Origin of the sequence: Amycolatopsis sulphurea, assembly GCF_002564045.1 — a bacterium.
GTDB classification, from domain to species: domain Bacteria; phylum Actinomycetota; class Actinomycetes; order Mycobacteriales; family Pseudonocardiaceae; genus Amycolatopsis; species Amycolatopsis sulphurea.
Genome location: NZ_PDJK01000002.1, coordinates 4536101 through 4559842, shown reverse-complemented (window position 1 = coordinate 4559842; position 23742 = coordinate 4536101). Strand labels below are relative to the sequence as shown.

The following is a 23742-nucleotide window of genomic DNA, read 5'->3' as shown; positions in this document are numbered from 1 at the left end:
TCGTGCGCTTCGGCGCTCGTGCGGTCGGCATCCTCGGACCGGATGGCCACAGGGTCCCGGCAAAGTCGGTCGAGGACCCGTGATCAGCAGAGTGCCGTGGCTGCCGCGTCATTATCGGCGGTACCTGCCCTCTTCATCGATTTCGCTCGGCAGCGGGCGATGCGAAGGTGTTCGCGCGACCACCTCGTGGTGTGTTCCGGACCGTTTTCGAGTCTGTGAAGGGGCCCTTCACAGACCTTCACGGGCCTTCGCGGTCTGCGCAGGGCCCCTCACACCGACTTTGCCGACACTCTGCGGATGGCCAGGTGATACGGCAGCCGGCCGAAGCAGTGCTTATGGCGAAGACAGCGTTGTGCAAGGCAGCACAGAGGATTCGGCCGGTGAAGTCGCCGGTCATCGAATCGAGCCGGGTGGGCGACCTGTGGAGCAGCGTGGGCGGCAGATTCGTCTCGGCTGAGCACGGCTTGCAGGCGTCGAGCGAGCCGTTTGGTGGCAGTGAGGCCGTCGCGCCGCAGACGGCTGGGCCACCAGCACGGCATGGTGACGGCTTTGCCGGTTACGCGGCGACGGACACGAGAGAGGAACATTTTCGGCCGGCGCGACCATTCGATGGCGAAACGCTCGACGCAGGGGCACGGTGTGCGTTCAGCGGTGAACGGAACCTCCCGGCCCGTTGTGGTCCTCTCGATCCGTGGTCTTCGCGCGACGGGTGGTCGATGGTGCAGAGCGAGTGGCAGTGCGGGTGGAACACCGGTTCACCTTGGAGGAAGCGGTCACCGGAGTACTTGCGGCCGGGTACGGTGACCCGCTCCGGGGTATCGGCGAGTTGTCCGTCCGCCGGGTCCGCGCGGCGCTGCGGGACGTCGTGAGCGGGCGGGCGAGGGAACGGCCGGGCGCACGCCGGCACCGGCTCGCCGACGACGTACAGGCCGAGCTTGTCCGGATCCGGCTGTTCTCCGACCCGGCGGCCGTGCCGCGGCCGCACCCGTACGAGTTCGTGGCGGTGTCCGTGGAACACCAGTTCACCCTCGACGAGGCCACTGCGGCCGTGATGGCGGCCAAGCCGATGGTGCGGCCGGGTCCGGGAAGGCACATCGTGCCGTTGACCGCGCGGGAGGTCCGGGAAGCGCTGTGCTTCGCGGCCCGCCACGGGACCCGTTGCACGCCGATCCGCCGACGGGCCGAATCAAGCCTGGACCGGCTGGCCACCTGGACCCGGGAAGAACTGATCCGCCTGCGAGTGTTCACCGACCCGGCGACCGCCGCGACACCGTGATCACGGACGGTTACGCTTCGGGGACGATCGACCGGCCGGGAGGGATCCGTTGGAGTTCGAGGCGGGCGGCGGGCGGAAACCGTCGTTCCTGGGCAGGCTGCCGGAACGGGACCGCGCCGCACTGCTGGCACTGGGCCGCCCCCAGCGCCTCGGCGTGCGGGAACCGGTGCTGGCGGTGGGAAAACCCGGCACCGACGTGGTGGTGCTCGAATCCGGTCACGTCAAGGTGGCCTCGGCCGATCTCCAGGCCCGGCAGGTGATTCTCGACGTCGGCGGGCCGGGTGACATCTACGGCGAGGCGGCGGTGCTCTCCGGGCGGCCGCGGATGGCCGACGTGGTGGCGCTGGACGAGCTGTCCGTGCGCCGGATCGATGCCGGCAGTTTCCGGCGTTTCCTCCACGAACGCCCGTCGGTCACGCTGGAACTGCTCGTGCTCCAGTCCTGCCGGCTGTTCGACGCCCAGCAGGAACGCACCTACACCCGCGTGCCCGACGCCGTCACCCGGATCGCCCGCAGGCTGGCCTATCTGGTGGACGTCTGCGCCACCGAGACCCGGCACGGCTGGCGCCTGGACGCCCCGCTCAGCCAGGAGGAACTGGCCGCGTTCATCCCGCTCGGCCGGACCACGCTGGCGACCGTGCTGGACCGGCTGCGCGAGCAGGGCATCATCAGCACCGGCCGTCGCGCATTAGCCGTTCTCGACCTGAAACGCCTGCTCATCCTGGCCGATATGTGATCCATCTCACTGTGCCGTGCCCGTTCGGCCGCTGGTTCTGTTCGCGGGTGAACAGAACCTCGGTCCGGTGCTCGCGAGACTCCTGTCTGTCACTGATCAGTGCATCCAGTGCAGGGGGACAGCGGTATGACCACGCTCACGGCCAGTCGGTACAACGCCCGGACCATGGCGGTGCTCGCCGTCGACATCATCGGGTCCTCGCAGGCCAGTGACGACCTGCTGGACCCGATGAAGACCGAGATGGAATCCCTGCTGTCCCAGGCGCTCGACACAGTGGGCCTGTCCTGGGACGCGGCGGCCCACGTGCGGGAGACCGGCGACGGCTCGATGCTCGCCTACCCCGACCACCAGGCCGGGCAGGTCGCCGAGACCGTGTTCTACCTGGATCACCTGCTGCGTTCGCGCAACCGGTACCACCGCGTCCCGATGCGCGCCCGCGTCGCGGCGCATCTGGGGCCGATGGCCGAGCACCACCGTTACCACCGCACCTACATCACCCTGACCCGCCTGCTGAACGCGGCGCCCTTCGGCGAGGTGGTGCGGCACTGGTGCGAGATCGACCCGGACGGCGAGCGGTTCGGGGCCGGGCTGGTGATCTCGAAAAGCCTGTGGCAGGCAGTGATCGAACCGTTCAACGTCGCGCTGGTACCGCCCGCGCGCTGCACGCGGATCGAAGTGGTCACCCCGGATTTCACCGGCGAAGCCTGGATCCACCTGCCCGGCCTCGACGCCGAGGACACGCTCGCGCGCAGCCGGCCGCGATCGCGGCCGGCCACCCGCCCGGCGGTCGTCGAACCTGCGCAGAGCGAGCCGCCCGGTTTCGCCGAGCCCGCGCGCAACGGCACCCGGCTCAGCTCCGGTACCTAGGCCCGGATTCCCCATGCGCATCGAGTGCAAGCAGCTGATACCGCACGAACCACTCCGGAGTACGCCCCCGGACCAGGTCCAGATCCACGACGAGCTGATCGCCGGCCGCGCGGCGCGGGGCGACCGCGCGGCCTTCGGCGTCCTGGTGGGCCGCTATTCCTCCGCAGTCCACCACCTGGTGCAGCGGATGGTCCCCGAAGCCGAGGACACCGACCGCATCGTCATCGAGATCTTCCTCGCGGTCTGGCAGGAACTCCGCGATCCGGGCTGTCGCGGAGATTTCCTGCGCAGCCTCGGCCGTGCGCTCACGGCCGAACTCCAGCGGTACCGGAGTGACTGAGCCCAGCCATCCACAGTGGACGTCCGGGTGAGCGTCACACCTCGATGTGCGAACCCATCACCACGGTCCGGTCCCGGGGCAGGGCGAAGTGCTCGGCGGCGTCGGCGGTGATGTAGGAGGTCGCGATGAACAACCGCTTCCGCCAGCCGGCCATGGTGGGCTCGGGTCCGCGGCGCAGCTCGATCTTCGACAGGAAGTAGGACGCCCCCTCCAGATCCAGCGGCCCCTCGGTGTCCGCGGGCTTCAGCAAGGCGAGCGCGCGCGGCACGTCGGTGCTCTCCATGTACCCGAAGTTCGCGCTGACGTGGGTGATCCGGTCGTCCACGTGGCCGAGGCCGTCGACCACGAACCGCTCCGCGTCCGGGACCCGCGGCACCTGCACGGTCACAACGGACATCACCACGATGTGCTCGTGGCGGACGTGATTGTGCTCGGCGTTGGCGCGGAAGGCCAGCGGCGCCGTCTCGACGCCGCGGTTGAGGAAGATCGCGGTGCCGGGCACCGGGACCGTCTCCAGCTTGCCGGAGCGGAGGTCGTCGACGAACGCCTGCAACGGACCCTCCTCCCGGTCCCGCTGCGCGGTCACCACGGCACGGCCGCGCTCCCAGGTCTTCATCACGGTGAACGCGGTGAGCCCGATCAGCAGCGGCAGCCACGCCCCGTGCACCAGCTTGGTCAGGTTCGCCGCCACGAACACCAGATCCACCAGCAGCAGCACCGCGGCACCCGAGATCAGCAGCCAGCGCGGGACCTGCCACCGGCGAGCGGCGACGAAGAAGAACAACGCCGTGGTGATGGTGATCGTGCCGGTCACCGCCATGCCGAAGGCGAACGCCAGCGCGGCCGAACTGCGGAACGCGAACACCAGCGTCAACACCGAGACCATGAGCAGCCAGTTGATCCACGGCACGTAGATCTGGCCCGCCTCGGACTCGTTGGTGTGCACGACCCGCAACCGCGGCAGGTACCCCAGCCGCGCGGCCTGAGCCGCCACCGAGTACGCGCCGGTGATGACGGCCTGCGACGCGATCACCGTGGCGGCGGTCGCGAGCAGCACCAGCGGCAACCGGGCCCAGGACGGTACGAGCAGGAAGAACGGGCTGCTGATGTTCGCATTGTCTTCGAGGATCAGCGCGCCCTGGCCGAGGTAGCTGAGCGTGCACGCGGGCAGGACCAGGAACAGCCAGCCGCGGGTGATGGCCCGGCGGCCGAAATGCCCCATGTCGGCGTACAGCGCCTCGGCGCCGGTGACCGACAGGACGATCGCGGCGAGCGCGAAGAAGGCGATGTCGGTGTTTCCGGCGATGAAGCTCAGCGCGTAAGTCGGCGACAGTGCCTTGAGGATGCCCGGATCGTGGGAGATTCCGCCGATGCCGCACAAGCCGATCACCGTGAACCAGGCGATCATCACCGGGCCGAAGACCCGGCCGACCGCCGCGGTCCCCCGGCGCTGCACCAGGAACAGCACGACGATGATCATCGCGGTGATCGGCACGATCAGATCGTCCAGATCGCTGGAGACCACCTTGAGGCCCTCGATCGCGGACAGCACCGAGATCGCCGGGGTGATCATGCTGTCGCCGAAGAACAGCGAGGCACCGAAGATCCCCAGCCCGGCGAGGAAGGCCGCGGCCTTGGCCCCGCCCCGGCCGCGCAACCGGCGCAGCAGCGTGATCAGCGCCATGATGCCGCCCTCGCCGTCGTTGTCGGCGCGCATGGCCAGCAGGACGTAGGTGACCGTCACGATGATCATCACCGACCAGAAGATCAGCGAAACCACGCCGAGCACGTTGTCCGGGCTCACCGGCACCGGATGCGGGTCGGACGGGTTGAACACGGTCTGCAGCGTGTAGATCGGGCTGGTCCCGATATCGCCGAACACGACGCCGAGCGCGCCGATGATCACCGCGAGCCGGACCGCCTTCTTCCGGCCGTCCCGCACGTGCCCACCGGACACGCTTTCCTGACGCACTTCGGCCACTCCCGGTCCTCCCGGATCCCGGGCGGGGCCAGCACCCCACCTCGGGCCGGACGATACCGACGATCACCACCCGCCGCCCGGGTATGACGCCAAGGGCATCGTGGGTTCTTGACGTTTTTTTAATGCTCCGTCCGGGTGGACTACGCCTGATGGCCGTCCCCATCCAGGAGTTTCGGGTGTATAGGCGGTCAAACGAGCGAAGCGCTCAGCCCGCCGTCGAGGACGTAGTGGCTGCCGGTGACCCAGGAAGCGCGGTCGGAGGCCAGGAAGACCACCACCTCGGCGATGTCCCGCGGGGTGCCCAGCCGGCCCTGCTTCGCCGCGACGAGATCGCCGAACGGGGCCTGGGTCACCGCCTCGAAATCGGGGACCAGGCGCTCGACCATCGCGGTGTCGGCGAAACCGGGACAGACCGCGTTGACCCGGATGCCCGCCGGGCGCATCTCCACCGCGGCGACCCGGGTCAGCTGGACGACCGCGGCCTTCGTGGCGCAGTAGGACCCCAGCAGCGGGCTGCCGCCCAGCCCGGCGACCGAGGACATGTTGACGATGTTTCCCTGGGACTCCATCAGATACGGGGTCGCGGCCTTCATCGCCACGAAGGTGCCGCGCACGTTGACCGTGAAGATCTTGTCGAAGCTCTCCGTGGACTGCTGCAGCAGCGGCGACGAGACCTCGATCCCGGCGTTGTTGACCAGGACATCGAGACCGCCCAGCAGTTCGGCCGCCTGTGCCACCGCGGACTGGACCTGTGCCTCGTCGGTCACGTCGCAGTTCGCGACGCCGGCCGCGCCGATCTCCCCGGCCGTCTGCTTGGCCGCTTCGGCGTTCCTGTCGCTCACCACGACCCGCGCGCCGCGCTCGGTGCACAGCGCGGCGATCGCCTTGCCGATCCCGGCGCCGGATCCGGTGACGAAGACCCGTTTTCCGTCAAGTTCGGGCATGTCGCATTCCTCTCGCTCGGTCAGGTCTCGTCGACCTTGGGCAGGATCTCTTCTTTGAGGCGCTTCATGTCGTCCAGCGTCTTCGACACCGGCACGTCCTGGAACGGCGGCCAGAGGAACGGCATGGTCAGCCCCGCCTCGCGGTAGCGTTTGAGCTGGTCGGTGAGCTGCCCGGCCGAGCCCACCAGCAGGTTGCTGCCCTTGCCCAGCGGGCTCTGGTCGGCGTCCTCCTCGGTGATCACGAACCAGATCATGCTGGAGATCTCCAGCTCGTCCACCGAGCGTGGGGTGTCCAGCTCGGCCAGCTCGCGCTGGATCTCGGTGCGCCAGGTCCGGATGTCCTCGGGCGAGTCCTGGATGCCGATCCAGCCGGACAGGCCGTACTTCGCGATCCGGGTGGCCGCGCGCTTCGGATCCTTGAGGCCGCTGAAGAAGATCGGCGGATGCGGCCGCTGCACCGGCTTGGCACCGAACCCGCTGGGCCCGAAGTCGGCGAACTCGCCGTGGTACTCGAACACCTCGTTGGTCCAGATGCCCTGCAGGATCTCCAGGGTCTCGCGGACGTGCTTGTTGCGCTTGGGAAAGATGTGCGAAGCACTGGCCGCCGCGAACTCCTCGGGCATCCAGCCCGCCCCGACGGCCACGTTGAGCCGCCCGCCCGCGAGGTGATCGATGGTGGCCAGCTCGGCGGCGAGCACGCCGGGCGAACGGTAGGGCGTGTCGATCACGCTCATCCCGATGCGGACCTTCGAGGTCTTCGCGGCCAGCCACGGGATGAGGGGCATGCCCTGCAGGAACTCCCCGCGCGAGCTGACCGGAAGTCCTTTGGGGAAGCCGGGAATCATGCCGAAGGCGTACTGCAGCTCGCCGCGGTCGGAGGCCTCCGGCACGATGATCCGGTCGAGCGTCCAGACCGAATCGAAGTCCAGGTCCTCGGCTTGCGCGGTGAGCTGCTCCAGCTCGGCCACGGTCACCTTGTCCCGGAAGTTGGGCAGATAGAGCGCGAGTTTCATGGTGGGGCTGCCTCCTTGTCGCGGGTTGTCTTTCAGGTGCCGGAGAACGTCCGGCGGATGTCGGCCTTGAGCACCTTGCCGATCGTGGAACGGGGCAGCTCGGCCCAGACCTCGATCTGCTTGGGTGCCTTGACGCTGCCGATGCGCTCCTTGACGAACGCGATCAGCTCGGCGGCGTCCAGCCCGGCACCCGGCCGCAGCTCGACGACCGCGGTAACGCGCTCGCCCCATTTCTCGTCCGGCAGGCCGATCACCGCGCAGTCGCGGACCGCCTCGTGGGCCAGCAGCGCCTGCTCGACCTCGGCGGAGTAGACGTTGAACCCGCCGGTGATCACCATGTCCTTGGCGCGGTCCACGATGTGCAGATAGCCTTCGCCGTCGAGAAAACCGATGTCGCCGGTGTGGTGCCAGCCGTGCGCGGAAGCCTCGGCGGTGGCCGCGGGATCGCGGTAGTAGCCGGCCATCACCAGCGAGCCGCGCACCCCGATCTCGCCACGTTCGCCGCCGGGTACCGGCTGACCCCGCTCGTCCAGAATCGCCACCGTGACCAGCGGCGAGGGCCGTCCCGCCGAGGACAACCGTCCGGTGTGGACGGTGCCGTCCGGGTGGCGGTGCTCGGCGGGCGACATCGTCGAGATCATCATCGGTGCCTCGGACTGCCCGAACAGCTGCGCCATCGGGCCGATCCGCTCAAGCGCCTCGGCCAGCCGGGTGACCGACATCGGCGCCGCGCCGTACCAGAAGCACTGCAGGGAGGACAGATCCGTGCGGTCCAGCGCTTCGTGGCCGAGCACCAGGTAGATCAGCGTCGGCGGCAGGAAAGTGTGCGTGACGCGATGCCGCTCGATCAGGTCAAGGAACCGGCCGACGTCCGGCTTGGGCATGATCACGATCTCGCCGCCGCGGGCGAGGACCGGCAGGCACAGCACCCCGGCCGCGTGTGTCAGCGGGGCGAGCGCGAGGAACACCGGCGCGCCGTCGAACGGGTAGCTCATCAGCGTGATCGCCGACATCGTCTCCAGATTGCGCCCGGTGAGCATGACCCCTTTGGGCCGTCCGGTGGTGCCGCCGGTGCCGACCAGCGCGGCCACGTCCCCGGGTTGTTCCGCGGCGAGCGCGGGATCGTCGCGGGCGGACGCGAGCCATTCGTCGAAGCCCTGGGCGAGCTCGTCACCCTCGCCGAACCGGATCAGCGTGGTCAGCTTCGGCAGGTCCGGCGCGATCCGGGCGATCAGATCGTCGAACGCCGGTTGATAGAACAAGGTCGAGCAGTCGAACAGGTCGAGCAGCTCCGCGTTCTCCCCCGCCGCGTTGCGCGGATTGATCGGGCACCACACCGCGCCCGCGCGGGAGATGCCGAAGACGCAGGTGAACGCCGTCGAGTCGTTGGCGGACAGGATGCCGACCTTGTCCCCCGGCGCGACCCCCGAGCGGCGCAGCGCGCGGGCGACCGACTCGGCCAGACCGAGGACTTCCCGGTAGGAGCGGGAGACCCCGTCGAGGGTCAGGCAGGGCGCGGCGGGGTCGAGGGAGGCGCCCTTTTCCAGGTAGAAGAACAGTGACATCGTCGTCCTCCGGCGTTCCGGCAAGCGCACCCTGGCTGGTGACGACCCTGACCGCCTTTTGGACGAATGTCAAGATTTTCTTGGACGAGTGGTCAGAACCCGCCCGATGGCGCTGCCCGCCGCGCCACCTGGCGCCGTCTGTCCATTTCGGACCGGAGCAGACCCGGCAGCAGGGTGAAAAGCCCCTCGATCCCCCATTCCAGTGAACGGCTCTCAGCCTGCCCACAGCGCCGATCCGCGACGGTGGGGGCGTGAGAGTCGATCGATCGGGGCGGCTGCCCCGCGTGCGGCGGACGAGGCTCGCCGGGCGGGTTTCGTCGGCCATGGCCGCGGCGCCGGCGCTCGCCCTGACCGGCTACGGCTGGGCTTTCCGCGCTCAGCGGCGGAGGATCCCGTGCGTGAAATGACCGGCAATGCCCGGCGGCGGACGCTGGCGTTCCGGTTCGCCGGTTTGCTCGCAGTTCTGGTCCTGGCCGCCGGGTGGGTCCTGCTCGCCTCGCGACTGACGCAGCCGCTGAAGAGCTCGACGACCACGAGGGTGCCCCCTATGCAGGTGAGCGCGGCGAGCGTCGCACCGGGTTCGGCGACGCCCGCCTCCGCGGACAGCGCCGGGACCCGGCCGTCCACCCTGGCGGGTCTGGCCGGCTGGGCGCATCGGGTGGCGCGGGTGACCGGAGTCCCGGCTCGCGCGCTGGAGGCCTACGGCAACGGCGAGCTGCGAATCCGCGCGACGCGCCCGGACTGCCGACTGTCCTGGGCGACCCTCGCGGGCCTCGGCCGCATCGAATCCGACCACGGTCAGTACGGCGGGGCGAAGCTCGGTTCGGACGGCCGTCCGACCGTCCCGATCGTCGGCACCCCATCGCCCGGCGCGCTGGGCAGCCAAGGCCGCACCCACGCCCGTGCGCTCGGCCCGATGCAGTTCATGCCCGGCACCTGGTCCCATTGGGGCACCGGCGATCCGCAGCAGATCGACAATGCGGCGCTGGCCGCGGCCCGCTACCTGTGCGCGGGCGGCCACGATCTGAGCACCGCGGCCGGCTGGTGGTCCGCGGTGCTCTCCTACGACGATTCGGTCGAGTTCGCGCGGAAAGTCTTCACCGCGGCCGACCGGTACGCCCGTGCGACCGCGAATCTCGGGGGCTGAACCGCCCCGGCGGTCAGGATTTCCACGGTGTGGCACCGGCGTGGCCGGCCTTCAGCGTGGTGGTCAGCGGGCCGAGGATGCCAGGGTCGGTGGTGATCAGGCCGAGTTCGCGGTTGCCGTTGAGCGAGGCGTTGGAGAAGTTCTCCGAACCGACGAACGCGGAGGCGCCGGCTTGCCCGGCGTCGGCGATGATCACCTTGGCGTGGATGTAGAGCTCGGCGGACCGCGCGTAGACGCCGAGGTCCGCGCCGGCCGCGGCCAGGATGTCGAAGTTCTCGGTCGAACTGGCGCTGGTGGTCATCGTGATGGCGACGCCGACCCCGCGTTTCGCCGCGTCGCCGAGAGCCTGCACCACGTCCGGGTCCGCCATTTCCTCGTTCTCCACGGCCAGGCTCGTCCTGGCGCCGTGGATCAGGGCGAGCAGCGCGGACTGGGAGTTCGTCGGCGACCAGACCAGATCGGCTCCGGCAGGCGGGGTGATCACGGTATCGGTGAAATCCGCGCCGAACACTTTCTCGATCGCCGCGACCTCCGCGGAATCGTGGTCGGTCACGCCGAAGTCACGACCGGAACCGAAGTGCTGAACAACGGGACGGTGAACAAGAGCAGCAGTACCCGTGATCTTCTCATCCGGCTCCCCAGGGTCCCGGCAAAGTTGGGTCGAGGCCCCGTGATCAGCAGAGTGAGCCGTGGCTGCCGCGCGTCATAGTCGACGACACCTGCCCTCTCGATCGATTGCGCCCGGCAGCGGGCGAAGCGGAGGCGTTCGAGATACGCGACCACCTCGCGCTGTGCGCCGGACCTGTCTCGGGTCTGTGAAGGGGCCCTTCACAGACTCAGAGTCCGTGAAGGGGCCCTTCACGGACCACCGCGGGCCGCGACGTGATCTCCCGCAGCACGGCGGGATCGGCCTTCGGCTCGCGAGCGGCGGTGAGCAGACCGTTGGTCTCCTGCTCGGTATCGGTCAGCTGCGTGTAGCAGAACCCGGCCACCGCAGCGCAATCCAGCAGCGCGCCGGTGAGGTCGCGGTAACGCTCGACGAGGTCTTCGGACGAGCGCGCGGTGCTGTAGCCGTACCAAAGCTCGTCGTCGGCCGCGTAGCTGACACCGCCGTATTCGCTGAGCATGATGGGCTGTCCGGTACGCCGGACGTCGCCGAGGTGGAGGCGCCGCCCGCCGGGCCGGATCGTCCGCAGCACCTCGTCGATCGTGGCCGGGTCGGCGTAGCGTCGCTTGAGGACATTCCCGGTCGGCGCGTAGTCGTGCACGGTCCAGATGTCGCTGCTGACGTGCTCCCAGCCGTCGTTGGAGATGACCGGGCGGCTCGGGTCGAGAGCACGGGTGAGCCGGTACAGCGCGGCCACATAGTCCTGCTGGTCCGCACGAGTGGCCACTTCGGACACTCCCCAGCTCTCGTTCACCGGGACCCAGGTAACGATCGACGGATGGCTCGCATCGCGTTCGACGGCTTCCGTCCACTCGCGACCGAACCGGCCGATGGCGGCCGGCGAGAAGGCGAAGCTGCTCGGCATCTCCCCCCACACGGCCAGACCGAGACGATCGCACCAGTACAGGAACCTCGGATCCTCGACCTTCTGGTGGATGCGGACCCCGTTGAAGCCGAGCGATTTGATCAGCTCGACCTCTTCGCGTAACGCCTCCGCGCTCGGTGCGCTCAAGTGACTTTCCGGCCAGTAGCCCTGTTCCAACACCATGCGCAGAAAGTACGGGCGGCCGTTGAGCAGGAAATGCCCGTCTCCGGTGCCGACCTCGCGGAAACCGAAGTAGCTGCGCACCGTGTCGGCGGCGGCGCCGTCGTGCAGCAGGGTGATCTCGGCATCGATCAGCGCCGGATGCTCGGGACTCCACAGCAACCGGCCGCTCCGCCTGCTGTCCCTCGCCGCGGGCAACGCGATACGTTCGGTCAGCTCACCGCCTTCGGGCACCCGGAACGTGCTGTCCGCCAGGATTTCCTCGCCGAGGCGGAGTACCACCCGGGCCGCCAACAGGTCGTTCCGCTTCCCCCGCGCGCACAGTCGCAATGCGACACTGCCTTCGCTCACTTCGGGCGTCCAGCGAAGGGATTCGACCCGCCGGGCGGGCACGGTCTCCAGCCACACCGGCTGCCAGATCCCGCTCGTACGGTGGTACCAGATGTCGGTCGGCGCGTCGCCGGAGTGCTGCTTTCCTCGTGGCTGTGCCGGATCACGGGGCTCGTCCTCAGCCCGCACGACCACGACCTGTTCCTCGTCGGCCGGTTGCAACGCGGCGGTGATGTCGGCGTGGAAGCCGACGTGCCCACCCTCGTGCGAGACCACGACCTGGCCGTTGACCCACACCGTGGCCCGGTAGTCGACCGCACCGAAGTGCAGCAGCACCCGCTCCCCCAGTCCCGGCGCGACCCGGAACTCCCTGCGGTACCACAGGATCGGATGCTCGGCGCGGTCCCCGATGCCACTCGCCGGCGATTCCGGCGGAAACGGCACGGTGATCGTCCGATCGAAGTGCGCCGGGTCTCGCCACCAGTGCCCGTCCCACCCCTCGCCGGCGTCGTCGTAGCCGAACCGCCACTGTCCACAAAGGTCGGTCCAGTGCGCGCGGACGAGCTGCGGGCGGGGGTGCACCGGGTCAGTCACAGAGTTCCTTTCGCCGTCCGGGCGGGCGCGGAGCTTTCCCGCACCACGAGTTCGTAGCCGACCTCGGTGCGCACGGGTTTGCGCGCCGGGCCGTCGGTTTCGATGCGATCGGCCAGCAGGGCCACGGCCTGCCGGGCGATCTCCGGCTTGTCCGGCGAGACCGAGGTCAGCGAAGGCACGCCGTAACGGCCCTCCTCGGTGTCGTCGAAGCCGACCACCGCGAGGTCTTGCGGCACTCGGACGCCGGCTTCGTGCGCCGCCCGCAGCGCACCGAGCGCGAGCATGTCGCTGAAACAGAACACTGCGTCCGGCGGCTCCGGCAACGCAAGCAGCCGACGCATCGCGTCGGAGCCTGCCTGCGGGGAGAACTGCGCGGCCGGGGCGACCAGCTCGGGCGTGCCGGCCGCCTGCACCGCCTCCCGGTAGCCGCGCAGCCGCAGATGCGCGGTCGCCGAAGCGGGGCCTTGCTGCGCGCCGATCGCCGCGACCCGTTTCCGGCCGGTCGCCAGCAGGTGCGCAGTGGCTTCCCGAGCGGCCATGACGTTGTCGATCAGCACGTGGTCGAAGGTGTGCGCATAGTCCCGTTCGCCCAGCAGCACCACCGGAACCCGGCCGGGCTTGCCGGACAGATCCGCCTGGCTCAACGCCAGCGGGCTGAGGATCACGCCGTCGAGCAAGGTGGACCCGAGGCCGCGCGCCATAGCCAGCTCGACACTGCGTTCGCCATTCGTGAGCTCGATCAGCACTGTCATGCCGTGCCGCCGGGCCTGCGCGATGACTGCGGTCGCCAGCTCGGCGAAGTATCGTGCGGTCAGATCGGGCACGGCGAGCGCGATCACGCCGGTGCGCCCCGCCCGCAGCTGCCGCGCGGACAGGTTCGGCCGGTAGCCCAGCTCGTCGATCACCGCCTGCACGCGCAGCCGCGTCCCGGGGGCCACCCGGTAGAAATCGTTGACCACATTGGACACGGTCTTGATCGAGACCCCGGCCCGCGAGGCGACGTCCTGCAACGTGACTCGTCCACCCACGCCGGGAAGGTTACAACGTTGTACCACCTGATCGCAACACACCATCTACCATCCCGGGAAATCTTTGCTGGACGGTTGACTCTCGGCGCCGTTCGGCTTACAACGTTGTAATCGGTGGTGGGTCCGCCGCCCCGCTCTCCACTCGGCTGGAGGCGCGCCGCCGCGGCGGACGGCCCGGCCTCCGGCGCTCCCCTGCGACGGGTGGCCGTCGCCGGTTTCATCGGCGCGACCTTCGAGTGGTCGACTTCGGCCTCTAGATCCAGCGGTTCACGGTGTTCCTCGCCGAGCGCGGCCTGCTCGACGACACGCTGCTGGTAACCACTGCCGACCACGGGGATTCCGTGGGCGAATACGGCTTGGTACGCAAGGGGCCGGAGGTTCCCGAGGTGCTCTGCCGGGTCCCGCTGACCATCCGCAGCCCAGGTGATCGGACACGGTATCCGTACCGGCCCGCCCGCCGGCCCTTGCCATGCGGGCCGCACCCTTGGAAGTCCGATGTGGACATACCAGCGGTGACCGGGTGGATCCGGCCAGTTGATCCGGAGGCGTACCATTGGAGCGGTCAGGGGCGCGTTCGCAGCGAGTGACGGGGGTTCGAGGAATGTCAACAGCAGTGGGCGGATCGGCGAAACACGGAGCGCGGCCACGGCGCCGGGCCAGTCCCCCGGTGCCGCCCGACCTTGCCACCGCGCCCGGCTACGGCGCCCGGCGGATGTACCAGGCCTACCTCGCGGCGTGGAACCGCCATGTCGACCCGGTGCTGACCGGCCCGCAGTTCGCGGTGCTCTCCGCGGTGCGCGCCTACCCCGGCCACGACCAGACCTCCCTGGCCAACGCCGTCGCCCTGGACACCTCGACCATGGCCGACGTATGCCGCCGCCTGGAAAAACGCGGCCTGATCGCCCGCGGCCCCGCCCCGCACGACGCCCGCGCGAAGGTCCTCACCCTCACCGACCAGGGCGCCGAGGCGTTCCGCGAGGTCACCCACCGCACCCGCCGGCTGGACGAGGTCCTCCTCGGCCACTGCCCGCCCGGCCGGCGCGAGGAGGTCGCCGAACTGCTCAACGACCTCGGGCAACTGTGGGAAGCGGTCGCCGAACAGCCTGAACTCTGACCGGGGTCTGAGCGGCCGGGGGGTCGGCGGGGCTGGGGCCGACGGGCCAGGGTCCCGGTGGTGCTGCCCCGCCCCCGCACCGCCACCGGCGAGCGCGGTTGCCCCGAAAGCCTTGACCCGACGCAGCTCGCCAGCCACCTCTCGCGGGCAAGTCCGTGAAGGGCCCCTTCACGGACTCAGAGTCCAGGGCCCCGGCAAAGTCGGTCGAGGACCCGTGATCAGCAGACAGAGCCGTGGCTGCCCGACCGGTTTCGGGTCCGTGAAGGTGCCCCTGACGGACTCAGAGTCCGTGAAGGGGCCCTTCACAGCCCCCCCCCGGCACCTGCGCAGGCCCTCCACTCCGGACATCCCCCACCTGCCCGCCCCACCGGAAACTTCCCGTCAACTATTGCGCATCCGGATAATACGTGTTCGGATTATCCGCGTAACGGCGGCGAACGGGAGGTGCTCGTGACGGCCAAGCAGTCCTTCGAGGTGGTGATCGCCGGGGGTGGGCTCGGCGGTCTCTGTGCGGCGTTGTCCTTGCGGCAGCGGGGTCTGCGGACCACCGTCGTGGAGGCGGCGCCCCAGCTGGGCGAGATCGGCGCGGGTATCCAGACCGCGCCGAACGCGAGCCGGATCCTGCTCGGGCTCGGGCTGCGGGCGCGGCTGGAGCGGATCCGGTGCGAACCGCAGGACCAGGTCCGGCGCCGCTGGGCGGACGGCAGCATCATCGCGCAGCTGCCGCTCGGGCAGCGGGTCGTCGAGCAGTACGGCGCACCCTACTGGCACTACCACCGCGCGGATCTGCACAGCGTGCTGCTGGACGCCTGCGTCGACCCGGACGGACCGGGACCGGTGGTGCAGCTGGCGACCGACGCCCGGGTGACCGGGCTGGACCGGACCGACCCGCAGCGGCCCGCGGTGTGCACGGCCGACGGGCGGCGGTTCGCCGGCGACGTCGTGGTGGGCGCGGACGGGATCCGTTCCGCGGTAAGGGATCTCGCCGGTTTCGAGGATACGCTCGCGTTCTCCGGGGAAATGGCCTACCGCGCGCTGATCCCGGGCGATCTGATCGCCGCCGACCCGGCCACCCGGTTCCTGCTCGACCGCTACCACTCCACGATCTGGTACGGGCCGGGCAAGCATCTCGTGCACTACATGATCCGCGGCGGCGAGTACCTGAACGTGGTCGCGATCGTGCCCTGCACCGAAAACGTCGCCCGGGACTGGAGCGCGCCGGCCACCGCGGAGCAGCTGGCCGCCGAGTACGCCGACTGGGACGACCGGGTGCCCACCATGCTCGTCAAGGCCAAGGACGACGTCTCGGTCTGGGCGATGTACCGGCGCCGGCGCGATCCGGTCTGGGTGGACGAGCGCGTGGCATTGCTCGGCGACGCGTGCCATGCGATGCTCCCCTACCAGGCACAAGGTGCCTCGCAGGCGATGGAGGACGCGGCCGTGCTCGCCGAGGAGCTGGGCCAGGTCACCCGGGACGGCATCGACGCGGCACTCGCGCGCTACGTGCACCGCCGGGCCAAGCACGCCGGGATGGTGCAGGACGCCTCCCTGCAGAACATGCGTTTCTACCATCTGCCCGACGGTCCCGAGCAACGCGAGCGCGACGAGAAGCTGCGCAGTTTCGACGGCGAGTCCGATGTGTCCTACGACTGGCTGTGGAACGGCACCCCGCTGCGCGACCCCGACAACGAATCCATCCACTACCAATTCGCCCGCTGACCGGCAAACGGCCACGCACACTTCGCAAAGGAGCAAGCCATGCGTACCGGAGACCAGGTCGTCCAGGACCTGCCATGGAGATGGCGGGTACAAGGGAAGATCTTCCTGATCGGTGGCCTCGGCTACATGTTCGATGCCTGGGACGTCGCCCTCAACGGGTTCCTGACCCCGTTGGTGGGCACTGAATTCGGCCTGTCCGCCGGGGGAAAGGGATTGGTCGCCACGGCCAACCTGATCGGCATGGCGGTCGGCGCCGTGGCCTGGGGCACGGTCGCGGACCGGATCGGCCGCAAGCGCGCGTTCAGCATCACGCTGCTGCTGTTCGCCTTCTTCTCGGTGCTCGCCGCGCTCTCGCCGAACATCGAGGTGTTCCTGGCCCTGCGGTTCCTCGCCGGGGTCGGGCTCGGTGGCTGTATTCCGGTGGACTACGCGATCGTCAGCGAATTCTCGCCACGGCGCCAGCGTGGCCGGGTACTGTCCGCAATGGACGGATGGTGGCCGATCGGGACCACATTGGCCGGTGCGTCGGCGACGCTGCTGCTGCCGGTCTCCGGGAACTGGCGCTGGATGCTGGTGCTGATGATCCTGCCCGCGCTGCTGTTGTTCTGGGCGCGCCGCGGGGTGCCGGAGTCACCGTTGTACTTGGTGCGCAAGGGCCGCGAGGCGGAGGCCCGGCTGGTGATCAACGATCTGGTCGCCCGCACCGGTGCGAAGCCGGAGCCGTACCGGATCCCGCCGCCGGTCGTCGAGGACACCCGTGGCCGCGGCCTGTTCGCCGCGGTCGACCAGCTCCGTCGCGTGTGGACGTTCAATCCGCGGATCACCGGGGTCGCCTGGGCGCTGTTCGTCTCGGTCATGCTGGTCTACTACGCCGCGCTGAGCTGGATGCCCTCGATCCTGCGGGCGCAGGGGTTCGGCGAGATCGCCGCGTTCGGCTCGACCACGCTGATGAACGCGCTCGGAGTGGTCGGTGTGGCGATCGCGATCCTGCTGGTGGACCGGGTGGGCCGCAAGCGGATCATCGCCGTGGCCGGCCCGCTCACCGCGGTCACGCTGGTGATCTTCTCCCTGGTGCTGGGTTCGGCCGGGGCGGCGGTGGCGGCGATCGCCGCGTTCGGCTTATTCTCGCTGGTGGTGATCCCGGTGATGTACGCCTACGTTTCCGAGCTGTACCCGACGGAGCTGCGCGCGTCCGGGTTCGGCTGGGCCTCCTCGGCCAGCCGGGCGGTAACCGGATTCGCCCCGCTGTTGTTCGGCAGTGTGCTGTGGCCGGTGCTCGGGCTGCCGCTGACCTTCGCGCTCCTGGGTGTGCTGGTCGTCGCAGCGGTGCTGTTCATGCTCTTCGCCGCGCCGGAAACGCGCGGCCGCGAACTGGACCGGATCACCACCGAAGCCGAGCCGGCGGCCCCGGTCCTCGAGGTCAATCCGTGAAACCTGCCGCTTTCGAGTACCACCGGGCGCACGACGTCGCCGACGCGCTGGGCCTGCTCGCCGGGCTCGCCGCGCGGGGGCGGGAGCCGAAGCTGCTCGCCGGCGGGCAGAGCCTGCTGCCGATGATGAACTTCCGGCTGGCCCGGCCCAGCGATCTGGTCGATCTCGGCCGGCTGCGGGAGCTGCCGGAGCTGACCGCGATCGAGCAAACCGGGGCGCGGCTGCGGCTCGGCGCGATGGTCACCCATCGTCAGGTCGAGCTGGCCGGGCTCGGAGCGGGGTTCGCGGTGCTGAGCCGGGCCATGCGTTACGTCGGGCACCTGCCGATCCGGTCCCGCGGCACGGTCGGCGGCAGTCTCGTGCACGGCGACGCGACCGCGGAGTGGTGCCTGCTCGCCCTGCTGCTGGACGCGGTGGTGGTCGCCGAAGGCCCGGGCAGACGCAGAGAGATCCCGGCGAGCGAGATGTTCCACGGCTTCTACACCACCGCCGTCGAGCCGGACGAAGTGGTCACGCAGGTGCGGTTCACCCGGCCGTCGCCCCGGGCGGAGCTGACCGAGTTCGCCCGCCGGGCCGGGGATTTCGCCACGGTCGCGGCCGCGGTGTCGCTGGATGACGGACGGGTGGTGCTCGGCGGGGTCGCACCCGCGCCGATCCGGGTGCCCGAAGCGGAAGAGGTACTCGCCGGGGCGGAGCCGGGGCCGGACCTGTTCGCCGCGTGCGGACGGGCCGCGGCCGAGGCGATCGACCCGCCCAGCGACGCGGCGGGCAGCGCGGATTACCGCCGCGCACTGACGAGAACACTGGTCACGCGCAGCCTCACCCGAGCCTGGCAGAACGGAGGGAACGCATGAAAAGCATCATGTCCGTCCTCCTTTCGGAGGTGGCGACGTGAACGCGGAGTTCGACGGCCGCCGTGGCCGTTGGATCGGCGCGCCGGTGCGGCGACGCGAGGACCCGCGTCTGGTCACCGGCCGCGGGCGATTCCTCGACGACATCCACCTGCCCGGGTTGCTGCACGCCGGGTTCGTGCGGGCCACCGTCGCACACGGCCGGCTCCGCGAGATCGACCTCACCGCGGTACGCGAGGTCGAAGGCGTGGTCGCTGCGTACTCGGCGGACGACCTCGAACTCGGTGATATCGTCGCGCTCCTCGAACGGCCGCCCGAGGAGTTCACGCCGACCACGATGCCGATCCTCGCCCGGGACAAGGTGCGCTTCGTCGGTGAGCCGGTCGCCATCGTCGTCGCGAAGGATCCATACGCGGTCGAGGACGGCATCGAAGCCGCGCGCGTGCACTACGACGTACTCGACGCAGTGGTCACCGAAGAAGCCGCGTTGGCACCGGATGCTCCCCTGGTGCACGAAGAGGCAGCGAGCAACGTGCTGCTCGACGTGACCTCATTCGACACTCCGGGCGTCGACGAAGCGTTCGAGGACAGCGATTGCGTGATCGAACTCGTCACCACCAGCGCCCGGCAGAACGCCCTGCCGCTGGAGACACGCGGCGCGATCGCCTCCTGGGACGACCGCGACGAGCAGCTGCTGGTCCAGACCTGCACTCAGGTACCGCACCAGGTCCGCACGGTGGTGGCGCGGTCCATGCGCGTTCCGGAGCAGTCGGTGCGGGTCACCGTGCCGGACATGGGCGGGGGTTTCGGCCAGAAATGCGTTGTCGGGCGGGAAGAAGTCGCGGTGGCCGCGGCCGCCAAGCGGCTCGGCCGTCCGGTGAAATGGATCGAAGACCGGCGAGACGCGCTCACCGCGGGTTTCCTCGCGCGTGAACAGCGATACCGCACGCGTGCGGCGTTCACCGCCGAGGGCAGGCTGATCGCACTCGACGCGGACATCGTCTGCGACATGGGCGCCTACTCCTGCTACCCGTTCACCGTCGGCATCGAGCCGCTGATGGCGGCGGCGGAAATGCCGTCGGTGTACCGGATTCCGGCCTACCGGGTGCGTGCGCGGGCGATCACCAGCACCAAGGCGCCGACCGCGCCGTACCGCGGGGTCAGCCGGCCGCAGTACGTGATGGTGATGGAACGGATCATGGATCTGGCCGGGCGCAGGCTCGGGCTCGACCCGGTGGAGATCCGCCGCCGCAACCTGATCACCGAATTCCCTTACCACGGCGTCAACAACGTCACCTATGACCCGGGCAGCTACCTGGAATCCCTGGAACTGGGCGAAAAGATCCTGCGCGACGAGGGCTGGTACGAGCTGCGTGAGCAGGCCGCCGCCGAGGGCCGTCACATCGGCATCGGCTACAGCTGCTTCTCCGAGCGGACCGGCTACGGTTCGGAAGCGTTCGCCAAGCGCAAGATGTCCGTCGTCCCGGGGTTCGACCTGTCCGAGATCCGGATGGACCTCACCGGTTCGGTCGTGGTCACCAGCGGCACGATGAACCACGGCCAGTCGCACGAGACGACGTTCGCCCAGCTCGTCGCCGAACGGCTCGGTATCGACATCGCCAAGGTCAAGCTGCGCCAGGGCGACACCGAGCGGATCCCCTACGGCTGGGGCACCTTCGCCTCGCGGTCGGTGACCATCGGCGGTTCGGCGGTGGCGACCGCGGCCACCCGGCTCGGCGAACAGCTGTGCGTGATCGCCGCGCATCTGCTGGGCACCCGCGTGGAGAACGTGGAACTCGACGGCGACGGCGGCGTGATCCGGCTCGACGACCCCGCCCAGCGGATGACCTTCGAGGAGCTCGCCGACGTCGCCTACCTGCGCAGCCACCTGCTGCCCAAGGAGACCCCGCCGACGCTGACCGCCACCGCCGCGTTCGACGTCCCGGGTGACGGCACGTTCTCCAACGCCACGCACGCCGTGGTGGTCGAGGCCGATCCGGGCACCGGCGGAGTGAGGATCCTGCGCTACGCCTGTGTCGAGGACTGCGGGGTGGTGATCAACCCCCAGGTCGTGGATGGACAGGCGCGCGGCGGGATCGCCCAGGGCATCGCGGGCGCGCTGTTCGAGGAGGTCGGGTACGCCGAGAACGGCGAGCCTTCCGCGGCGAGCTTCATCGACTACCTGGTGCCGACCGCGGCGGAGATCCCGGACATCTCCGTGGACCATCTCGAAACCCCGTGCGCGTTCACCGAGAGCGGTGCCAAGGGCGCGGGCGAGGGCGGCACCATCGGCGCCCCCGCGGCCGTGCTGAACGCGGTCAACGATCTGTTGTGGCACACCGGTGTCCAGCTGGAGAGCACACCGATCCACCCGGAATCGGTGCTGACGGCGCTCACCGGCGCGGACCGGACGGAGAAGGCGGGCACCCCGGTATGAGCGGCAAGCACTTGATCGTCCTGAACGTCAACGGCGAAGAACACGAGCTGCTCGTCGAGCCACGGTGGACGCTGCTGGACGTGCTGCGGCACCAAGTGGAACTCACCGGCACGCACGTCGGCTGCGAGCACGGGGTGTGCGGCGCGTGCACAATCCTCCTCGACGAGGAACCGGCGCGGGCCTGCCTGATGTTCGCCGTGCAGGCCGAGGGTTACGCGATCCGGACCGTCGAATCGCTCGGCACGCCGGCCGAACCCAGCGATCTGCAGCAGGAATTCTCCGCGCGACACGGCCTGCAGTGCGGGTTCTGCACGCCGGGGTTCCTGATGCTGGCCGAAGGGTTCCTCGCCCAGCAGCCCGCACCCTCGCGCGAAGAGATCCGGGAAGCGGTGTCGGCGAATCTCTGCCGCTGCACCGGGTATCAGACCATCGTCGACGCGATCGAAGCGACCGCCCGCCGCCGCGCGGACCGGCCCGATCCCGAACCGGAGGCAGTCCGATGATCCTGGAGAACACCCTCGACCTGCCGGGCGATCCGGACACCGTGTTCGCGTTGCTCAACGACGTCGAGCGCATGGCCGGCTGCCTGCCCGGCGCGACGCTCGACGGCCAGGACGGCGACGCTTACCTCGGCAAGGTGAAGGTGAAGGTCGGCCCGGTCAGCGCGGCGTACTCGGGCAAGGTCCGGTTCACCGAGGTCGCCCGGGACGAACGCCGGCTGCGCCTGTCCGCGCGCGGTGCGGACAGCCACGGCAGCGGTGACGCCGAGGCGGACGTCACCGTCACCATCGAGGCGGCGCCGGGCGGTTCGGTGCTGAAGCTGCACACCGATCTGGTCATCCGCGGGAAGATCGCGCAGTTCGGCAAGGGCGCGATCAGCGCGGTGTCGAACCGGATCCTCGACCAGTTCGCGCGGAACCTCGCCGGGCTGTTGCACCCCGGCGGCGGCCCGGCCCAGGCGACCACCGCCCCCGCACCGACCGCGGCCCCGGAAGCGCTCGACGGTCTGGCGATGTTCCTTTCACCGCAGGCGAAACGCTATCTCGCCATAGCCGCGGCAGGTGCGCTCGGGCTGTTCCAGGGCTGGCTGCTCGGGCGGATCCGCACCCAGGACAAGCTGATCGAGGAGCTGCGCCGTGACCGATGACCCAGGACTCCACGGAGCCGAGACCGACCGCACATACGCCCGCGCGGGCTTCGGCGCGAAGGTACCCCGCGGGGATCGGCCGGCGCTCGTCGTGGTCGATCTGACCCGCGGCTTCACCGAACCGGATTTCCCTACCGGAGCGGACCTTTCCGCCGAGGTCGCCGCTGCGGGTGAACTCGTCCGGGCCGCACACGCGAGCGGGGTGCCGGTGATCTACACCGCGATCGGCTACGCACCGTCCGAAGTGGACTCGATTGCCTGGCTGCGCAAAGCACCCGGCATGCGCAGCCTGCTCGACGGCAGCGAAGAGGTCGCCCTGGACCCCCGGCTCGAACGACGGGACTCGGACCAGCTGATCGTCAAGAAGGGCGCGTCAGCCTTCCACGGCACCGGATTGGCCGCGCTGCTCAGCGCGTTGCATGTGGACACCGTGGTGGTCTGCGGCGCCACCACGTCCGGCTGCGTCCGCGCGACGGCGGTGGACAGCGTGCAGTCCGGCTTCGACACGCTCGTCGTCGCGGAGGCCTGCGGAGATCGCGCGCAGGGGCCACACGACGCCGCGCTGTTCGATCTGCAGGCCAAGTACGCCGACGTCGTCTCGCTGGCCGAAGGCCGGTCCGTGCTCGCTCCCGAAAGGCCGGCCCGGATAGCGTTCGCCGGCAACGAACGGCTGCTCACGCCCTCTGCGCTGGCCGACCTCGAAGCGACCAGCGTGTGGGTCCGATCCGGCGATCTGCGGCTGCATCTGCTCGACTACGGCCCGGACCACGCGACACCGCTGGTCATCCTGCCCGGGATCACCAGCCCGGCCGTGACCATGGATTTCGTCGCCCGCGAGCTGACCGATTTGGTCCGGCCGCTGGTCCTGGACCTGCGGGGCCGCGGGCTTTCCGACGACGGCCCGCCGGACGGGTACGACCTCGCCTCGTACGCGGCGGACGTCGAGGCCGTGCTCGACGAACTCGGCCTGCAGCGGCCGATCCTGCTCGGGCATTCGATGGGCGCGCGGATCGCTGCGCAGGTCGCGGTGTCCGGCCGGCCCGCGCTCGGCGGCCTGATCCTGGTGGACCCGCCGATGAGCGGCCCGGACCGGCCCTACCCGACCACGCTGGCGACGTTCCTGTCCCAGCTCGAACAGGCCCGCCGGGGCACGGACGCGGACGAGGTGGCCACGCACTGGCCCACCTGGCCCCGCCGGGAGCAGGAATTGCGGGCGCGCTGGCTGGCCTCCTGCTCCCCCGCCGCGATCGCGGGCACGCACGCCGGGTTCGAGTCCGAGCAGTTCCTTCCACTGTGGACAAAGCTCACGCTGCCCACGACCCTGCTGTTCGGCACGCAAAGCCCGGTCGTTACCGAGACGGACGTGGCCGAACTCGGCCGCAGCAACCCGCGCCACCGGCTGATCGGCGTGGCAGGCGCCGGGCACATGGTGTTCTGGGATCAGCCCTCGGCAGCCCTGCGCGCCCTCCGCGCGCTGCTGCCGGCCCAATAGTACGTGTTCGGATAACCT

The 23742-nt window shown here is 69.8% G+C and carries 21 protein-coding genes; 14 read left to right on the top strand and 7 right to left on the bottom strand.

What is annotated here, in order from left to right; all coding sequences use genetic code 11:
* The first annotated feature begins 730 nt into the window (after window positions 1-730).
* From ATK36_RS33940 to ATK36_RS26945, 4 genes are all read left to right on the top strand, one after another.
* Window positions 731-1276: a hypothetical protein gene (locus ATK36_RS33940; protein ID WP_245915218.1), complete on the top strand. Its 546-nt coding sequence runs from the start codon at window positions 731-733 to the stop codon at window positions 1274-1276.
* A 49-nt stretch (window positions 1277-1325) separates the two neighbouring features.
* On the top strand, window positions 1326-2012 hold the full coding sequence (locus ATK36_RS26955) for a Crp/Fnr family transcriptional regulator (RefSeq protein ID WP_098514033.1): 687 nt from the start codon (window positions 1326-1328) through the stop codon (window positions 2010-2012).
* Between the two features lie 126 nt (window positions 2013-2138).
* Entirely contained in the window at window positions 2139-2879 is a 741-nt protein-coding gene (locus ATK36_RS26950) for a hypothetical protein (protein ID WP_098514032.1), read from the top strand.
* 13 nt (window positions 2880-2892) lie between these two features.
* Window positions 2893-3219, top strand: coding sequence for a hypothetical protein (locus tag ATK36_RS26945; RefSeq protein ID WP_098514031.1), 327 nt, complete (start codon window positions 2893-2895; stop codon window positions 3217-3219).
* Between the two features lie 34 nt (window positions 3220-3253).
* Here the strand turns inward: ATK36_RS26945 and ATK36_RS26940 are convergent, their stop codons facing one another.
* From ATK36_RS26940 to ATK36_RS26925, 4 genes are all read right to left on the bottom strand, one after another.
* Complete coding sequence (locus ATK36_RS26940) at window positions 3254-5200, bottom strand: potassium transporter Kup (RefSeq protein ID WP_098514030.1); 1947 nt, start codon at window positions 5198-5200, stop codon at window positions 3254-3256.
* 188 nt (window positions 5201-5388) lie between these two features.
* Window positions 5389-6144 (bottom strand): SDR family NAD(P)-dependent oxidoreductase, encoded by a 756-nt coding sequence (locus ATK36_RS26935; RefSeq protein ID WP_098514029.1) that lies wholly within the window; start codon window positions 6142-6144, stop codon window positions 5389-5391.
* A gap of 20 nt (window positions 6145-6164) precedes the next feature.
* Window positions 6165-7157 carry an LLM class flavin-dependent oxidoreductase gene (locus tag ATK36_RS26930; protein WP_098514028.1) on the bottom strand — a complete coding sequence of 331 codons (993 nt, stop codon included), beginning with the start codon at window positions 7155-7157 and terminating at the stop codon, window positions 6165-6167.
* 32 nt (window positions 7158-7189) lie between these two features.
* On the bottom strand, window positions 7190-8722 hold the full coding sequence (locus ATK36_RS26925; protein WP_098514027.1) for an acyl-CoA synthetase: 1533 nt from the start codon (window positions 8720-8722) through the stop codon (window positions 7190-7192).
* A gap of 403 nt (window positions 8723-9125) precedes the next feature.
* Between ATK36_RS26925 and ATK36_RS26920 the strand changes: the two genes are divergently transcribed.
* Complete coding sequence (locus tag ATK36_RS26920; RefSeq protein ID WP_098514026.1) at window positions 9126-9869, top strand: lysozyme family protein; 744 nt, start codon at window positions 9126-9128, stop codon at window positions 9867-9869.
* A 13-nt stretch (window positions 9870-9882) separates the two neighbouring features.
* Here the strand turns inward: ATK36_RS26920 and ATK36_RS26915 are convergent, their stop codons facing one another.
* The 3 genes from ATK36_RS26915 to ATK36_RS26900 all read right to left on the bottom strand — a co-directional run bounded on the left by ATK36_RS26915 (window position 9883) and on the right by ATK36_RS26900 (window position 13533).
* A complete protein-coding gene (locus tag ATK36_RS26915) occupies window positions 9883-10422 on the bottom strand; it encodes a phospholipase D-like domain-containing protein (RefSeq protein ID WP_170069921.1) in 540 nt (179 codons plus the stop codon).
* A gap of 283 nt (window positions 10423-10705) precedes the next feature.
* Entirely contained in the window at window positions 10706-12505 is a 1800-nt protein-coding gene (locus ATK36_RS26905; protein ID WP_245915217.1) for a glycoside hydrolase family 2 protein, read from the bottom strand.
* The gene (locus tag ATK36_RS26900; protein WP_245915216.1) at window positions 12502-13533 is read right to left on the bottom strand and encodes a LacI family DNA-binding transcriptional regulator; all 1032 of its coding nucleotides are present in this window, start codon (window positions 13531-13533) and stop codon (window positions 12502-12504) included. The genes ATK36_RS26905 and ATK36_RS26900 overlap by 4 nt, the downstream gene beginning before the upstream one ends.
* Window positions 13534-13790: 257 nt before the next feature.
* Here ATK36_RS26900 and ATK36_RS34865 point away from each other — a divergent pair, with 257 nt between their 5' ends.
* From ATK36_RS34865 to ATK36_RS26860, 9 genes are all read left to right on the top strand, one after another.
* Window positions 13791-14120: a sulfatase-like hydrolase/transferase gene (locus ATK36_RS34865; RefSeq protein WP_141544590.1), complete on the top strand. Its 330-nt coding sequence runs from the start codon at window positions 13791-13793 to the stop codon at window positions 14118-14120.
* 26 nt (window positions 14121-14146) lie between these two features.
* Entirely contained in the window at window positions 14147-14647 is a 501-nt protein-coding gene (locus ATK36_RS26895; protein WP_387000202.1) for a MarR family winged helix-turn-helix transcriptional regulator, read from the top strand.
* A gap of 450 nt (window positions 14648-15097) precedes the next feature.
* Entirely contained in the window at window positions 15098-16366 is a 1269-nt protein-coding gene (locus ATK36_RS26890; protein ID WP_098515208.1) for an FAD-dependent monooxygenase, read from the top strand.
* Window positions 16367-16405: 39 nt separating this feature from the next.
* Window positions 16406-17797 carry an MFS transporter gene (locus tag ATK36_RS26885; RefSeq protein ID WP_098514021.1) on the top strand — a complete coding sequence of 464 codons (1392 nt, stop codon included), beginning with the start codon at window positions 16406-16408 and terminating at the stop codon, window positions 17795-17797.
* Window positions 17794-18651: an FAD binding domain-containing protein gene (locus tag ATK36_RS26880; protein WP_098514020.1), complete on the top strand. Its 858-nt coding sequence runs from the start codon at window positions 17794-17796 to the stop codon at window positions 18649-18651. The genes ATK36_RS26885 and ATK36_RS26880 overlap by 4 nt, the downstream gene beginning before the upstream one ends.
* A gap of 37 nt (window positions 18652-18688) precedes the next feature.
* Entirely contained in the window at window positions 18689-21085 is a 2397-nt protein-coding gene (locus tag ATK36_RS26875) for a xanthine dehydrogenase family protein molybdopterin-binding subunit (protein ID WP_098514019.1), read from the top strand.
* Complete coding sequence (locus tag ATK36_RS26870) at window positions 21082-21588, top strand: (2Fe-2S)-binding protein (protein ID WP_098514018.1); 507 nt, start codon at window positions 21082-21084, stop codon at window positions 21586-21588. The genes ATK36_RS26875 and ATK36_RS26870 overlap by 4 nt, the downstream gene beginning before the upstream one ends.
* Window positions 21585-22232: an SRPBCC family protein gene (locus tag ATK36_RS26865; protein ID WP_098514017.1), complete on the top strand. Its 648-nt coding sequence runs from the start codon at window positions 21585-21587 to the stop codon at window positions 22230-22232. The genes ATK36_RS26870 and ATK36_RS26865 overlap by 4 nt, the downstream gene beginning before the upstream one ends.
* Window positions 22222-23724 (top strand): isochorismatase family protein, encoded by a 1503-nt coding sequence (locus tag ATK36_RS26860; RefSeq protein ID WP_098514016.1) that lies wholly within the window; start codon window positions 22222-22224, stop codon window positions 23722-23724. The genes ATK36_RS26865 and ATK36_RS26860 overlap by 11 nt, the downstream gene beginning before the upstream one ends.
* Window positions 23725-23742 lie beyond the last annotated feature (18 nt).